Source organism: bacterium, from assembly GCA_021372615.1.
Classification (GTDB): domain Bacteria; phylum Armatimonadota; class Zipacnadia; order Zipacnadales; family UBA11051; genus JAJFUB01.
Window position 1 is genome coordinate 1 of sequence record JAJFUB010000017.1, and the last position, 14,044, is coordinate 14,044.

Below are 14,044 nucleotides of genomic sequence, written 5' to 3' on the forward strand. Positions count from 1 at the left end.
GGGTGGGGGCTGGTGGTGGGACGCCGTTCGCTGTGGGCGGCGTAGCGCACGGCGGCCCACCCCCGGCGCTGCGCGCCGACCCCTCCCCGCGGGGGAGGGGTGTGTCGTTTCCCCTCCCTTCAGGGAGGGGGCAAGGGTTAGGACGCCGTTCGCTGTCGGAGGGCGTGGCGCACGGCGGCCCACCCCCGGCGCTGCGCGCCGACCCCTCCCCGCGGGGAGGGGTTGACGGCAACGGCAGCCGGCTGGACGCCGGCGGTCCTACGGCAACGGCTACGGCTGCGGGAGGAACGCCTCGAGGGTCTTGGCCAGGTCCAGGGCCGGCTCCCACTTGAAGAACTCGCTCTCCCACAGGAACTTCGGGTCGAGCGTTACCCCGTCAATCTGCTGCTCCAGGCCCTCGTTGGCCAGCAGGTCCTCCACCAGCTTCAGGCTCCGGCCCTCCAGCGTGTATTCCACCGTCTGCTCGGCCATCACCCGGAAGGCACGGTTGCCCCGGGCGCGCGGCTCGGGGATGAGCACATTGGGGTCGCGCGGCTTCTCCGGCTCGGTGAGGCGCTCCTTGCCGCTCTTGATGACCTGCTTGAGGCGTCCGGCCCCCAGGTGCTTGGTGAAGTCGGCCAGCGTGGGATAGGCCTGGCGACTGACGACCTCGATCACGACCCCGGCGCGCAGGTTGTGCATCGGCTTGGGTAGCACGTACTGCTGGGGGCGGGCGTAGATGGTCAGCAACAGGCTGGCCGACTCCTCCGGGCCGCTCCACTCCATCACGGCCGGCTTGGCGGCGGCGCCCTGGTTGCTGCCCGACGGGCCCGTGCGGGTCAGCGTCAGGCCCACATAGCACTCGGCGGTCTCCACGGCCACGCTCTCCAACTCACCTACGGCGGTGGGCTGCCCGTTCCACGGCACGCCATAGCAGTAGACGCCCTTCACGCCTTCCCGGGCTCCCAGCACGCCTCGCAGCGAGGCCTGTACGCGCTTGGGGATGGCGATGTCGTCGAAGTTGAAGCTGCACACGGCCAGGTTGTCCGCCTGCACCGACTGGATGGTGCAGGGCGCGGGATCGCAGTAGAAGTACATGGTCGGGCGGCTGGAGCGGGCAAAGGTGCAGAAGATGGGTATGGTGGCCGGGCCGACCTCGCCCGACATCGTGCCGAGGGAGTAGTGCGGGGCGATGTAGGTATCCGTGCCGCGCACCGCGGCGAGGGGCGAGCGCGTGCGGCGCAGGCCCGTGGTGGCCGTCAGCCCGACAATGCTCTCCGGCGCCCGCCACTGCGGCAGCACTGCCGCCGCCAGGTACGGCTCGATCTGCGCGGGCAGCGGCAGGCCGAAGTCCGTCGCCAGCACATATGACGGGAAGCCGGCGGCGTTGACATAGTCCGACGCGAAGCCCTGGGTGAGCGCGCCGCCCACGTAGGCAGCGGCCGGATGCACCCGGCCCGCCAAGTCCACCGCCGCCAGCGTCAGCGCCTGGTCCATCGCCGCCCGGCGCTCCTCGGGCAGGCTCTCGCGGATCCACTTGAGCGACACATAGCGCACCGTATCGAACGTGGCGCTGTGGCCGGCGGGCAGGCCCGTGCGGGTGGTCAGGCGCAGCCAGTCGTTCACCTCACCGACAGCGCCCCCGGCGTCGGCGCCCAGTGCGGCGGCAATCGTCGCCCGGGCGGCCACGCGCAACAGGAAGCGAGCATCGTCCTGGGGCTTGACCGCGACACGGGCCAGGGCCTTGTCGGCCAGGAGCAGGCTTTGGCGCAAGCGGGCTGTGAGATCAGCGCCCAGGGTGTCGGCGTGGTGGCGCAGTGCGTAGGCCAGCAGCGGCGCGGCGTAGAGCGTCGCCTCGGGGGTGGGGACGGCTTCCAGGTGCGGCGTGAGCGGCGTCCCGTCGGCGGCGGCAGTCACCATCTGGGCCTGCCACGGGAAGTGCCCCAGCTCGGCCCCCGACGCGGCCTGCGTGTCCAGGATCTTCCCGAGGATGAGGCGCGCCTGATCGAGGTTCTGCCCGGTGGCCAGACAGGCCGCCACGGTACCGGCGCTGGCTTCCGGGATGTCCGGGAGGCCGGTGCCGCCCTTGACGAGGCCGGTGGCAGCGTCGAAATGGGCCTGGCCATAGGCCACGATCGCCTGCAGGGCCGGGGCGTCGGCCTCGCGGGCGGCGACCGCCGGCAGGCAAAGCAGCAGGGGTACAAGCAGACGGAGAACGCGCATCAGTTCACCTGTGTGGTGTGGGTAAGGGGCCGTGGCAATAGCTTCGACAAGTGAGTCCGCCAATGGTTCGCCGCTGGAGCGCTCAACACCTGTGTTGAGCCGCCGTGTTCCTTGAAGTCATGGGGTGAATCTGGTATAATCATGCCAAGACGAGAGTGGCCCTACGTTGCGCGTGACACCCTAAGGTTTCTGGCCAACACCCGCATTAGGGGATCCCGGCTTCACCGGCGGCGTGATGGTCTTCTCAGGCCGGCGGGCAGCGCAAGCTGCTCCGACCTGCAGGACGAACATTAACCCGGTGAGAGGGAACCCACCTTGATGATGGGTCCGAAACCGTTAAGGTGCACGGCTCCTGTGGGGCCCTCGTCGCTTCCAGGCCTACTCATCCCCACCGTCGCCATCTCCGCGCAACGCGGAAGGCCCGGTGGGGGCCGGACCCCATTGGCGTCAAGCCGCTTCCTCCATCGCTGAGCAGCAACCATACCAGTCCCTCGTGACGGGTGTTGCCGCGTGCCTACTGCCTTCATCAGTTCGGCCAGTCGAGACCTGGGCGCCGATCGCCGGGCGGCCGCCGCGGCTGCCCGGGCGGCGGGCCTGGAGCCGTTCCTGTATGAGGACGAGATGGGTGGCCGCACCGCGAGCCCCGAGGTGGCCTGTCTGGACGAAGTGCGCAAGACCGACCTGGTTATCCTCCTGCTGGGGCAATGGTACGGCTCACGGACGGCGGACGGCAAGTCACCCACCCACCTGGAGTATGAGACGGCCCTGGATGAGGGCAAGCCGGTGTTGGTCTACATCAGGCGCGTCGAGCGCGAGGCCGACCAGCAGACCTTCGTGGCTGAGGTGCAGGACTGGGCCGCGGGCGAGTGCTGCCAGGAGTACGACACCCCCGACGACCTCGGGCCGCTGGTGCAGGCTGACGTCCGCCGCTTCCTTGACGAGGCCGTGGACGACCGCGCCTTCGAACGGGTCTTCCCCCGCTACATCCCCCGCTATCTGGGCAGCACCGTCAAGCAGCATGAGACCGCCCAGGAGGAGAACATCCCCTATCTGCCGCTGAGCGCCTCGGTGGCGCCGCTAGCGGCCGGGAGGGGTGTCCCCGAGACGGCAGCCTCAGTGGACGTGCAGGAGTTGATCGGCCAGACCCGTGCCTCCGGCGGGGTACTGCTGTTGCGGGGTGACGCCGGCAGCGGCAAGACCTACTCGCTGCGCATGGCTGTCTACGAGGCCGCGCGCGAGGCGCTGGCCCTGCCCCCCGAGCGCCGGCGCAACCCCATGCTCCCGGTGCCGGTGCTGGTGAGCCTGGCCAACTACCAGCGGGTGCCGGACGTGCAGCCGCATGAGGAGATCCTGTCGCTGGTGGCGCGAGCCCTGCGCCAGCACGGCTTCCCGCCGGTGCTCACGCTGGACCACGCCCGGCGCTTCCTGGCCACCCAGCGCTTCTGCTTCTGCTTCGATGGCCTGAACGAGATCGCGGAGGGCGACCTGCGCTCCGCCGTCACTGCCCTGCGGGACTTCGTGGCACGTCACCCGAACGAAGGCATGGTGTTCACCGCCCGGTCACACTTCGTGGAGCGGCGCCGCGACCTGTGGGAGCGGACTCTCGGCGCGCAGTGCGCGACGCTGGACGACCTGGCTCTGCACCAGTTGCGGGACTACCTGGCTTCCGGCTTCCTGGACGAGGAGGCCGTCCAGCAAATCGGTGACAAGCTCAGCGACCCCGACACCTTCACCCTGGCGCAGAAGCCACTGTTCCTGTTCGTCCTCATCAAGACCATCACGCGCCTGGGCGAGGCCCGCGTCACCAAGGGGAGCCTGCTCGGGCAGTTCGTGGACATGGCCCTAGCGATGGACCTGCGGGAGAAGGCCTCCTACGTCAACCAGTTGTCCACCGATCTGAAACTGCAGGTGATCTCAACGCTGGGCTATCAGGCGCACGAGGCCGGCACGCACACTTTCGGCCTGCCGGTGCTGCGGTCCATTCTGCAGGTGGCCGTGCCGACGACCGACCCGGACAGCGACGCCCGGGTCATGGCCGAGGAGTTGGTGGAGAACGGTATCCTGGCCCAGGTCGGGGGCTCCCTGCGGTTCTGGCACCCGGCGCTGCAGGAGTACTGCGCGGCCCTGGAGATCCGCCGGCTGGCCATCGAGCCCTTGCTGGCGGCCGGGCCCCGGGGCCCCCACGGCCTCCGCCACCGCCTGACCCAGCAGATCATGCACTGGTGCCAGGGGCGGGGCTGGGAGGAGCCGATGTCCCTCGCCTTCGGCTTCATCGCGGACGAGGCCCTGGCCAACGACCTGCTGGAGCGCATCCGGGAGACGAACACGGTGCTGGCAGGCAAGTGCATCGGCAACAGCAGCGTCGTCCGCGAGCAGGTGGTCCAGAACTTCACGGAGGAGTTGCAGCGGGAGTTCGCCCTGGCGCGGATTGACTGGATCCTGCTGGCGTACTATTGCCTGGCCGTCGGTGGCGGGGTGGTGCTGGCGGTGTTCCCGTCGAAGCAGACAGAGGTGGTTAGCGCCGTCCTGGGCTGGCTCGTGACGCATGTCGGCTCGCTGGCCTTCATCCCGAGCCGGCTGCAGTTCGTGAGTGTCTTCGTGATGGCGGCCGTCTGCACCGAGGTGCTGCGCCTGGCGGTCAACCGGCACATGCTCTCGGCGGTGGTCCTGCCGTCCCTGGTGGCGCTGGTCGAGGCTCGGCAGCCTTTGGCCAACGGGGCCCTGCGGCGGATGCGGCAGTTGGCCGCCACGAGCCCGTGGCCCGCCAACGAGCGGGCCACCGCCGCGCTGAACCTGTTCTGCTACCGGTCGCACCAGGGCGAGGCGGAGACGCTGGCGGCGCTGGACCGCGACGCTGAGCGCATCCTGGTGCTCGCCGCCCTGAAGGACACGCCCTACCTGTCGGTCATCAGCGCCGTCTGCAGTCGGCTGGCCGACCTGACGGACAGGGAGTGCCGCGTAGCCGTGGGCAGCCTGCTGGGGCTCAAGCCCCTGCCCTCGGCGGAGTTCCTCCGGGAGTCCCTGCCGTCGGTCATGGAGCAGACGGCCCGGTTCGGCTATGCCACGCGCAAGCGCGCCGCGGCGCTGGCGGCGGCGGTCGGCCTGCCCTACGAGCCGCCCCGGCGCTCCGTGCATGACCTCGGGATGGCTCTGCACAATACGCCCCCGATCATGACGCTCGCCCTATTCGTCGTGGCGCTGTGGTTGGTCGGGGCAGGTCTGGCTGCCCTGCGAGAGGCACTTGACGGTGTGCTCGTACCCTTCTTGCACCACGTGCTTCGAGGCTGAGCGCGGCGCCGCCGCGCCGGTCGCTGGAGGTACTGCCCATGCAAGCCAGGAGAGTGTCGGCGCGGGGTTTCATCATCCGGGCCCTGGTTGCCATCGCTGTCGTCGTGCTGGTGGTCAAGTACGTCACTTTCTACCAGGCGGAGATGGCGTCGCAGCCCCACATCATCAACTCGCTGATCGCCGATCTGCGGGACCCGGACGTCCACGTGCGCGCCGCCGCCGCCCAGGCACTGGGCAAGACGGGCAACAAGCAGGTCGCCAACGCACTCCTGGAGGCTCTCCAGAACGACCGGGAGCTGCTGGACGTGGTCATGGAGGCCCTGCAGAACCTGGAGATCAGCTTCGACTTCCGGACGGCAACGGCGCAGGCCCCGCGTCCGGGGTGGGTCGAGGCCGCGCGGCGCGCCCTGCGGCAGTACGCCGGGATGTGGAACCAGCGCCTGACGGCCCTCGCTCGTGCCATATCGTTCGTGATCGTCTACCTGCCTCCGCTGCTGTTGTTCAACTACGTGGACCGGCGGTGGGGCCTGATGGAGTGGGTATTGCGGTGGTTGAACCAGGAGCGGTACCGGCAGATCATCAGGCATGTTGTCCATGGGGGCCTCTTCGTGGGCTGTTTCCTCGTCAGCCAGGTCTTCTACGCGCGCTTGATGGTTGAGCCGGTGGAGATGCCGCAACCCACGGACGTGACGATGCAGTTGGTCAAGATCGAGATGGCCGGGCAGAAGCGGGCTGTGGAAGCGGTGCCGATGCTTGTGGGCGTGCTCGAGAACCTCGACGCCGTGCCCGAGTTGCGCTGGCGGGCGGCCTACTCGCTCGGCCGGATCGCCAACCGGCAGGGCCTCCCGGCCCTGCTGCGGGCCTTGCGTGACGGCGACCCCAAGGTGCGGCAGTATGCGGCCTGGGCGGTGGGCAACACCTGCGCCGTCGAGGCCCTGCGCCAGTCCGAGGCCGAGCCCCTGCTGCTGCGCTTCTGTACCTACTGCGGCGCGAAGGTCAGGCCGGACGACCAGCGCTGCGGCGAGTGCGGGCAGAAGATCAGACGCACCTTCGGCCTTGAGGAACGCAAAGACGAGAAGGGGCAGAAGGGCGTCGGCCAGTAGTGTGCTGTCCCGGTGATGGCTAGAGGCTGTCCAGTAGGGCAGGCGGCTCGCCTGCCCGCGCGGGCGGGCCGCCCGCGCTACTGGGACCACATAGCCAATCGCGGGACACAACACTAGCGCGGCGCCGCAGTGAGACGATGGACACCCTACCGCCCGACAACCTGTTTGCCGCTGACGACCTGCAGCACATGCCCCTGGCGGCGCGCATGCGCCCCCGCACGCTCGAGGAGTTTGTGGGCCAGGAGCACCTGGTCGGCCCCCGGGCGCTGCTGCGCCGGGCCCTCGACAGCGATGCCCCGCCCTCGATGATCTTCGTCGGGCCGGCCGGATCGGGCAAGAGCACCCTGGCCACGATCATCGCCGGCATGACCCGCCACCACTTCGAGCCGCTGTCGGCCGTGACTTCGGGCGTGAGCGACATCCGCAAGGCAGCCGCGGCCGCCGAGGAGCGTCGCCGCCTGCACAGCCGCCGCACGCTGGTCTTCCTGGACGAGATCCACCGCCTCAACAAGGCTCAGCAGGACTCGCTGCTGCCCTTCGTGGAGCGGGGGACTTTCACGCTGATCGGCGCCACCACCGAGAACCCCTTCTTCAGCCTGACAATGCCGCTACGGTCGCGCTGCCGGCTCTACCAACTCAAGCCGCTGAGTGCCGAGCAGGTGCTGGGGCTGCTGCAGCGGGCCCTGGCCGATGGGGAGCGGGGCCTGGGCACGGTGGCCGTTGAGGTGGCTCCGGAGGCGCTCGCGCACCTGTCCGAGGGCTGCAACGGCGACGCCCGGACGGCCCTGAGCGCGCTGGAGATGGCCGTGCTCACCGCCCAGCCCGGTGAGCAGGGCGTACGGCATGTGTCCCTGTCGGCCGCCGAGGAAGCCCTGCAGCAGCCGGTGCTCAAGTACGACCGCGCCGGCGACGAGCACTATGACACCATCTCGGCGGTCATCAAGGCCATGCGCGGCTCCGACCCGGACGCGGCGATCTATTGGCTGGCCAAGATGCTGGAGGCGGGGGAGGACCCGCGGTTCATCGCGCGGCGGATCGTGATCCAGGCCGCCGAGGACGTGGGGCTGGCCGACCCGACGGCGCTGCGTGTTGCTATCGCCGCCGCCGATGCTGTAGAATACGTCGGCCTGCCCGAGGCGCAGATTCCGCTGGCCATGGCGACGATCCACCTGGCCACGGCGCCCAAGAGCAACTCGGCGTACCTGGCGATCGCCCAGGCTCGCGAGGACGTGGCCAAGGAGGGCGCAGCGCGCGTGCCGGACCATCTGGCGGGCTCCGCGCGTCTGGACAAGAGCAGTCAGCCGTATCTATACCCCCATGACTACCCGGGCGGCTGGGTCGCCCAGGATTACCTGCCGCCGGGCCTGTCCGGGCGGCGTTACTACAACCCGAAGGACAACCGCCGCGAGCAGCTCATCGCCGAGCACCTGGAGGCGCTGCGGGCGCAGCGAGAGGGCCGGTCGGTCGAGGCAAGGCCCCCCGTACAGGCCTCGCCCGCAGCGGCCCCGGAGACGCCGCCAACGACCACAGCCGGCACGAGGGATGAACAGGGTGAACATACAGAAGACAGCTCTGAGTGACGAGGCAACGCTGTTTGCGCCCGCGGGCGAGCTGGATGCCTACACCGGGCCGCAACTGCGGGAGGAGCTGGCGGAGGCGGTGGCGGACGGGGCGCGCTGGCTGGTGCTCGACATGAGCCGGGTCGAGTACATTGACAGCGTCGGACTCGGGATCATCGTGGGCGCCGCCAAGCGGACCGTGGAGCAGGGGGGCAATCTGGCCGTCGTGGCGGCCCGGCCCAATGTACTGCGCGTCTTCGAGATCTCCGGCACGCGTGAGTTGCTCAATGTCGTGGAGACGCTCGACGAGGCCCGGGAGCGACTGTCCTGGCCGGTAGGGGGGTGCGGGTGTGACGACGCGCCCGCCCCGGCCGATCACGGTGTGAAGGGGGGAGAGCAATGAGCAGTCCCCTGGACCGTGACAGCCTGGAGGTGACGATCCCCTGCGAGCCGCGGTTCCTGTCAGTGGTGCGGCTGACGGTAGCCGGAGCCGCCGCGCGCGCCGGGCTGGGCGTCGCCGAGATTGATGATGTGAAGGTGGCCGTCTCCGAGGCCTGCACCAATGCCATCGAGCATGCCTTCCCCCCGGCCGAGGGCAAGGCGTGCCCCGCCATCCGTATCCGCATGACCGCTCGGGACGGCGAGCTGCGGCTCGAAGTGGAAGACGAGGGCAGCGGCTTCGACCCCAAGCATCTGCCGCGGGTGGACCTGGAGCAGCGGGTGTCCGAGGAGGGCGGGCTGGGCGTCTACCTGATGCGGCAGCTCATGGATGAGGTGAAGATCGAGAGCGCTCCCGGCAGCGGTACGAAGATCACGATGGTCAAGCGCTCGGCGAGGTGACGGTGTGGAGTCTCGCTGGGATGAGATGACCACGGACGAGATGTTCGCGGAGTTGCGACACACCTCCGACCCCGAGCTGCGTGCCGCCCTCATCGAGCGGCATGAAGGCTTGGTGCGGCATGTTGCCCGCCGGTACATGAACTCCGGCGAGTCGTACGAGGATATCGTGAGCGTCGGCCACCTGGGCCTGGTCAACGCGGTGGACCGCTTCGACCCGACGCGTGGCACCAAGTTCGCCACCTTCGCCGTCCCCACCATCAAGGGCGAGATTCGGCGCTACTTCCGCGACCGCACCTGGGGTCTGCGAGTGCCGCGCCGGGTGCAGGAGCTGTCGCTCAAAGCGCGCCAGGCCCTCGAGGAGATGACGCAGCGGCACGGGCGCTCACCCACGTATGCGGAGCTGGCCGAGCAACTGCACGTGGGGGAAGAGGATGTCATCGAGGCGATGGAGGTCGGGCGCCAGCACGACCTGCTGAGCATTGACGCTGCTCAGGACGATGAGGACGGCTTCGGACAGAGTGCCGCCGACCGGGCGGGTGACGTGGATGTGGACCTGGAGAGCCTGGGACAGCGCTCGGAGATCTCCTGGGCGCTGCAACAGCTCCCGGCGCGGCAGCGCCTCATCGTCATCATGCGCTTCTACATGGACATGTCCCAGCAGGATGTGGGGGAGAGGCTGGGCATCTCCCAGATGCACGTCTCGCGCCTGCAGCAGAAGGCGCTGGTGCGCCTGCGGCAAGTGCTGCAGCGACAAGGCTGACGGCACAAGGATGAGTGACGAAGGCGGAGAGGTGGCGGTGCGGCGACATGCCGCACCGCCCTGCCGCCTTCCGCCTAGCGCCCTGGGGTGAGCGCCATGACTGGTCGCGTCTGGTGGCAAGCCGTTTCCGCCGTGCTCGTGGGCGTGCTGCTGGCGTTGGTGGCGCGCTACGTGTTCGTGCACAGCCTCGCCATCCTGGTGCTCTTCGCCCTGGGATGGCTCGTGGCGTGGGTGATGGACCCGCTGCTGGACGCCATGCAGCGCCGTGGCATGAAGCGGATGGCGGCCGTGTGGGTGGTCACGGCGGGGTTCGTCGTGGTGCTGGCGGTGGGGGGCGTGCTGATCGTCCCGCGATTGGTCGCGCAGGTGCAGGACGCTGCCAGCCACTGGCAGGACTACTCGGCCACGGCGCAGACGACCTACGAGTACTGGCACCAGCGCCTGACGGAGTATGTCAACGCCCAGTATCCGGGCGTGGAGATCATGCCGTTCCTAGATGACAAGGTGGCGGAGGCCAGCGCCTGGCTGGCGCGCAACATCCCCACCTTCTTGCAGTGGCTCAGCCAGCAACTGATCGCCTCGGTCGGCCTGGTCGGCATGGGCTTCCTGCTGCTGGTCATCAGCTTCCATTTCATGAACCTGATTGACCCGCTCCGCGAGAGCATCCGCAAGATGCTGCCGGCGAGCGCGGACGGGGAAGTGGACCGCCTCGGCACGCAGATCAACGCCATGCTGGGGCAGTACCTGCGCGGGATCGTGCTGGTCAGCATCCTGACGGGCATCACGGTCACGCTGGTCCTGAGCACCGTCAGCATCTTCTTCGGCACCAAGTATGCCCTGATCCTGGGCCTGGTGTCGGGCATCACGTACATGATCCCGTACGTGGGGCCGACCGTCAGTTGCGTCAGCGCCGGGTTCTTCGGCTACGTCACCGCCGCCCAGTCGCCCTGGTGGGCCTGCGGCGTCTCCATCGCGGGGATGCTGGCGATCAACCAGGTCTTCGACACCTTCGTGACGCCGCGCATCGTCGGGCAGCGGGTCGGGTTGCATCCGCTCGTGATGCTGTTCTCGGTCTTCATCGGGGTCGCGCTGCTGGGGATACCCGGGATGATCATCGCCACGCCGGTGGCGGCCAGCATGAAGATCGTGCTGGCGCGGTGGCTGCCCATCAAACAGGTGAATTTCACCGCGCCCTGCGGCAAGCGGCGGCTGGACATTGACGTGGCCGCGAGCCTGAACCTGCTGGCGATGAATGTGGCTCGCATTCGGCGGGATGTGGAGACGGTGCTGCGGCACGAGGCGCATGAGAGCCCGGGAGGCGCGCACAAGCCGCCTGCCGAGCCGCCCGACGAAGGGGAAGTGTAGGGGTGCCACGGCCAGCCCTGCTGGCCGTGCGGGGGGCACCAACGTCCACGGCCAGCAGGGCTGGCCGTGCCACCCGTCACTGAACAACACCGGGCGTCGCCTGGCGCGCCCCTACTGATCCAAGGAGTAGCAGGAACGACACAATGCCTACCGTGCAGGAGATTCGACAGCTTTTCCTGAGCTTCTTTGAGGAGCGTGGCCATCTCGTCCGCCCCAGCGCGCCGCTGGTGCTGCGCGACGACCCGACGAGCCTGTTCACCAGCGCCGGCATGCAGCCGTACATGGCGGCCTACCGGGGTGAGGAGGCGCCGCCGGCCCCGCGCGTGGCCAGCATCCAAAAGTGCAACCGCACCGTGGACATCGAGGGTGTCGGCATCCACAACCGCTACTGCACCTTCTTCGAGATGCTGGGCAACTTCTCGTTCGGCGACTACTTCAAGCAAGAAGCCGTGGACTTCGCCTGGGAGTTCTTCAACGACGTGCTCGAGCTCCCGCGCGAACGCCTGTGGTTCACCGTCTACACCGATGACGACGAGACCGAGGAGATCTGGCACAAGCGCATCGGCATCCCCCGCGAGCGCATCCTGCGCTTCGGGCGCAGCGACAACTTCTGGCCCAAGGCGCGCTGGGAGGGGCCCTGCGGCCCTTGCAGCGAGATCCACATTGACCTGGGCGAGGAGTACTCCTGCGGCAGTCCCACGTGCCGGGTGAACTGCGACTGCGACCGCTACCTGGAGCTGTGGAACCTCGTATTCCAGATGTACACCGAGGCTGAGGACGGGACGCTCACGCCGCTGCCCAAGCCCGGCGTAGACACCGGCATGGGCCTGGAGCGGCTGGCGCTGGTCCTGCAGGACAAGCCATACGTCGCCGAGACCGACGAACTGTGGCAGATCTGCAGCGCCATCGTCGAGGCCATCAACTCGCAGCGCACCACGCCGCTGGCGTATGGGGACGCCGCCGAGACCGACCTGGCCCTGCGCATCATGACCGACCATCTCCGCGCCTCGACGTTCATCATGAACGACGGGGTCGTGCCCAGCGCCGACGGGGCGGGCTACGTGTTGCGGCGCTTCATCCGCCGCGCCTACCGCTTCGGGCGGCAGGCGGGCGCCACCCGGCCCTTCTTGCACGAGGCGCTGCCGGCCGTGGCCGCCGCCATGGGCGAGGCCTACCCCGAGTTGCGGGACAAGGTGGAGTTCTCCGCCAAGCTCATGCACCGGGAAGAGGAGCGGTTTGCCGGGACGCTCGAGTCGGGCATCAGCCTGCTCGAGGAGATCGTGGACGGACTGCAGGGCACGGTCATCGGCGGTCAGGAAGCCTTCCGGCTCTACGACACGTACGGCTTCCCGCTGGAGCTGACCGTCGAGCTGGCCGCCGAGCGCGACCTGACGGTGGACGAGGCGGCCTTCGCCGAGGCCATGGAGGCCCAGCGGGTGCGGTCGCGCGGGGAGACCGTGGGGCTGGCCGGATCGCGCGATGTGGAGCTGTCGGCGGGGCTCCCGGCCACGGAGTTCGTGGGCTACGAGACGACAGCGGCGGAGGCGCAGACGCTGGCCTTTGTCCGCGACGACAAGGTCGTGGACGGCCTCGAGGAGGGTGACGAGGGCGGGCTGGTGCTCGACCAGACGCCCTTCTACGCCGAGCGAGGCGGCCAGGTCGGCGACCGCGGCCGGATCGTCTTCCCCGACGGCGTCTTCGAGGTGGCCAACACGCTGCCCCTGGGTGACACCATCCTGCACGTCGGCCGCATGGCCAGCGGCGTGACCGAGCCGGGCCGGGTCCTCGCCGAAGTGGACCCGTCGCGGCGGCGGGCCATCTGCGCGGCCCACACCGGCACGCACCTGCTGCACGAGGCCTTGCGCCGGGCGCTGGGGACGCACGTGGACCAGTCCGGCTCGCTCGTGGCGCCCGACAGGCTGCGCTTCGACTTCACCCATCACGAGAGCGTGGCGCGGGACATCCTGGACCGCGTAGAGGACCAGGTGAACGAGTGGGTGGTGGGCGATCTGCCGGTGGCGATCGCCACCATCGAGTTCCAGGCTGCCCGCGACGCCGGGGCCCGGGCGCTGTTCACCGAGAAGTACGGCGATGTCGTCCGCACCGTGAAGGTCGGCGACGTGAGCATGGAGCTATGCGGCGGCACGCACTGCGCCAGCACCGGGCAGGTCGGCTCGCTGCGTATCCTGTCCGAGAGCAGCATCGCCGCCGGGGTGCGGCGCATTGAGGCCGTGACCGGGCTGGAGGCCGTGCGGCACGGACGGCACGTCGAGGCCGAGCTGGTCAGCATCGCCAAGGCTCTCGGCTGCACTGTCGAGGAAGCCCCGGGTCGTGTGGCGGGGCTGCAGGCGCGGCTGGCGGAGTTGCAGCATGAGCTGAAGCAGGCCCGACAGGCGCGGTCGGCCATGAACCTCGACAGCCTGCAGACGGTTGAGATTGGCGGCCTGAAGGTCGTCGCGGCCGAGATCCCCGGCGTGGATGCCGAGATGCTGAGCAGCCTGGTGGACCAGGTGGCCGACAAGAGCGGCGAGGGGGTGACGATCCTGGCCACGGTTGAGGACGGCAAGGTGCTGTTCATGGCCAAGGCCAGTGACGGCGCCGTCCGGGCCGGGGTGCATGCCGGGAACCTGGTGAAGGAACTCGCGACGCGGTGTGGTGGTGGCGGGGGCGGGCGGCCGCAGTTCGCCCGAGCCGGCGGCAAGGACCCCGAGAAGCTCGGCGAGGCGCTGGCGGCGGTGGCGGGGTTGGTGGAGGGGCAGTTGAAGTAAGAACAACGGCGTCCTCACCCCTTCCCCTCTCCCTCGTCCGCCTTCGCCCTACGGGCTACGGCGGGCTCCGGAGAGGGGATCTGGCAGCCTTCTCTGTGGCTTCGCAGCCACGAGGTGACGGAAGAGCCCCCTCTCCGGAACGCAGCGCAGCGGAGTGAG

The 14,044-nt window shown here is 69.2% G+C and carries 9 protein-coding genes and 1 other RNA gene; 9 read left to right on the plus strand and 1 reads right to left on the minus strand.

Annotated elements, in window-relative coordinates; genetic code table 11:
- Nucleotides 1–270: 270 nt before the first annotated feature.
- Entirely contained in the window at nt 271–2,202 is a 1,932-nt protein-coding gene (locus tag LLH23_01950; protein ID MCE5237239.1) for a hypothetical protein, read from the minus strand.
- A gap of 155 nt (nt 2,203–2,357) precedes the next feature.
- Between LLH23_01950 and ssrS the strand changes: the two genes are divergently transcribed.
- From ssrS to alaS, 9 genes are all read left to right on the plus strand, one after another.
- Nucleotides 2,358–2,567: non-coding RNA, 6S RNA (gene ssrS / locus LLH23_01955), on the plus strand.
- Nucleotides 2,568–2,712: 145 nt separating this feature from the next.
- Nucleotides 2,713–5,490 carry a DUF4062 domain-containing protein gene (locus tag LLH23_01960; GenBank protein ID MCE5237240.1) on the plus strand — a complete coding sequence of 926 codons (2,778 nt, stop codon included), beginning with the start codon at nt 2,713–2,715 and terminating at the stop codon, nt 5,488–5,490.
- A 38-nt stretch (nt 5,491–5,528) separates the two neighbouring features.
- Nucleotides 5,529–6,593 carry a HEAT repeat domain-containing protein gene (locus LLH23_01965; GenBank protein MCE5237241.1) on the plus strand — a complete coding sequence of 355 codons (1,065 nt, stop codon included), beginning with the start codon at nt 5,529–5,531 and terminating at the stop codon, nt 6,591–6,593.
- A gap of 137 nt (nt 6,594–6,730) precedes the next feature.
- Entirely contained in the window at nt 6,731–8,173 is a 1,443-nt protein-coding gene (locus tag LLH23_01970; GenBank protein ID MCE5237242.1) for a replication-associated recombination protein A, read from the plus strand.
- Nucleotides 8,145–8,555: an STAS domain-containing protein gene (locus LLH23_01975; protein ID MCE5237243.1), complete on the plus strand. Its 411-nt coding sequence runs from the start codon at nt 8,145–8,147 to the stop codon at nt 8,553–8,555. The genes LLH23_01970 and LLH23_01975 overlap by 29 nt, the downstream gene beginning before the upstream one ends.
- Complete coding sequence (locus LLH23_01980; protein ID MCE5237244.1) at nt 8,552–8,992, plus strand: ATP-binding protein; 441 nt, start codon at nt 8,552–8,554, stop codon at nt 8,990–8,992. Before LLH23_01975 ends, LLH23_01980 begins: the two co-directional genes overlap by 4 nt.
- A 4-nt stretch (nt 8,993–8,996) precedes the next feature.
- Nucleotides 8,997–9,752, plus strand: a complete 756-nt coding sequence (locus LLH23_01985; GenBank protein MCE5237245.1) for a SigB/SigF/SigG family RNA polymerase sigma factor — start codon at nt 8,997–8,999, stop codon at nt 9,750–9,752.
- 96 nt (nt 9,753–9,848) lie between these two features.
- Nucleotides 9,849–11,117 (plus strand): AI-2E family transporter, encoded by a 1,269-nt coding sequence (locus LLH23_01990; GenBank protein ID MCE5237246.1) that lies wholly within the window; start codon nt 9,849–9,851, stop codon nt 11,115–11,117.
- Nucleotides 11,118–11,260: 143 nt separating this feature from the next.
- Nucleotides 11,261–13,885, plus strand: coding sequence for an alanine--tRNA ligase (gene alaS / locus LLH23_01995; protein MCE5237247.1), 2,625 nt, complete (start codon nt 11,261–11,263; stop codon nt 13,883–13,885).
- Nucleotides 13,886–14,044: the final 159 nt, after the last annotated feature.

What these genes read in the sequence shown, in the direction of transcription:
- LLH23_01950 (MCE5237239.1), bottom strand. Translation starts at nt 2,202, where the DNA reads ATGCGCGTTCTCCGTCTGCTTGTACCCCTGCTGCTTTGCCTGCCGGCG.
- LLH23_01965 (MCE5237241.1), top strand. Translation starts at nt 5,529, where the DNA reads ATGCAAGCCAGGAGAGTGTCGGCGCGGGGTTTCATCATCCGGGCCCTG.
- LLH23_01970 (MCE5237242.1), top strand. Translation starts at nt 6,731, where the DNA reads ATGGACACCCTACCGCCCGACAACCTGTTTGCCGCTGACGACCTGCAG.
- LLH23_01980 (MCE5237244.1), top strand. Translation starts at nt 8,552, where the DNA reads ATGAGCAGTCCCCTGGACCGTGACAGCCTGGAGGTGACGATCCCCTGC.
- LLH23_01990 (MCE5237246.1), top strand. Translation starts at nt 9,849, where the DNA reads ATGACTGGTCGCGTCTGGTGGCAAGCCGTTTCCGCCGTGCTCGTGGGC.
- alaS (MCE5237247.1), top strand. Translation starts at nt 11,261, where the DNA reads ATGCCTACCGTGCAGGAGATTCGACAGCTTTTCCTGAGCTTCTTTGAG.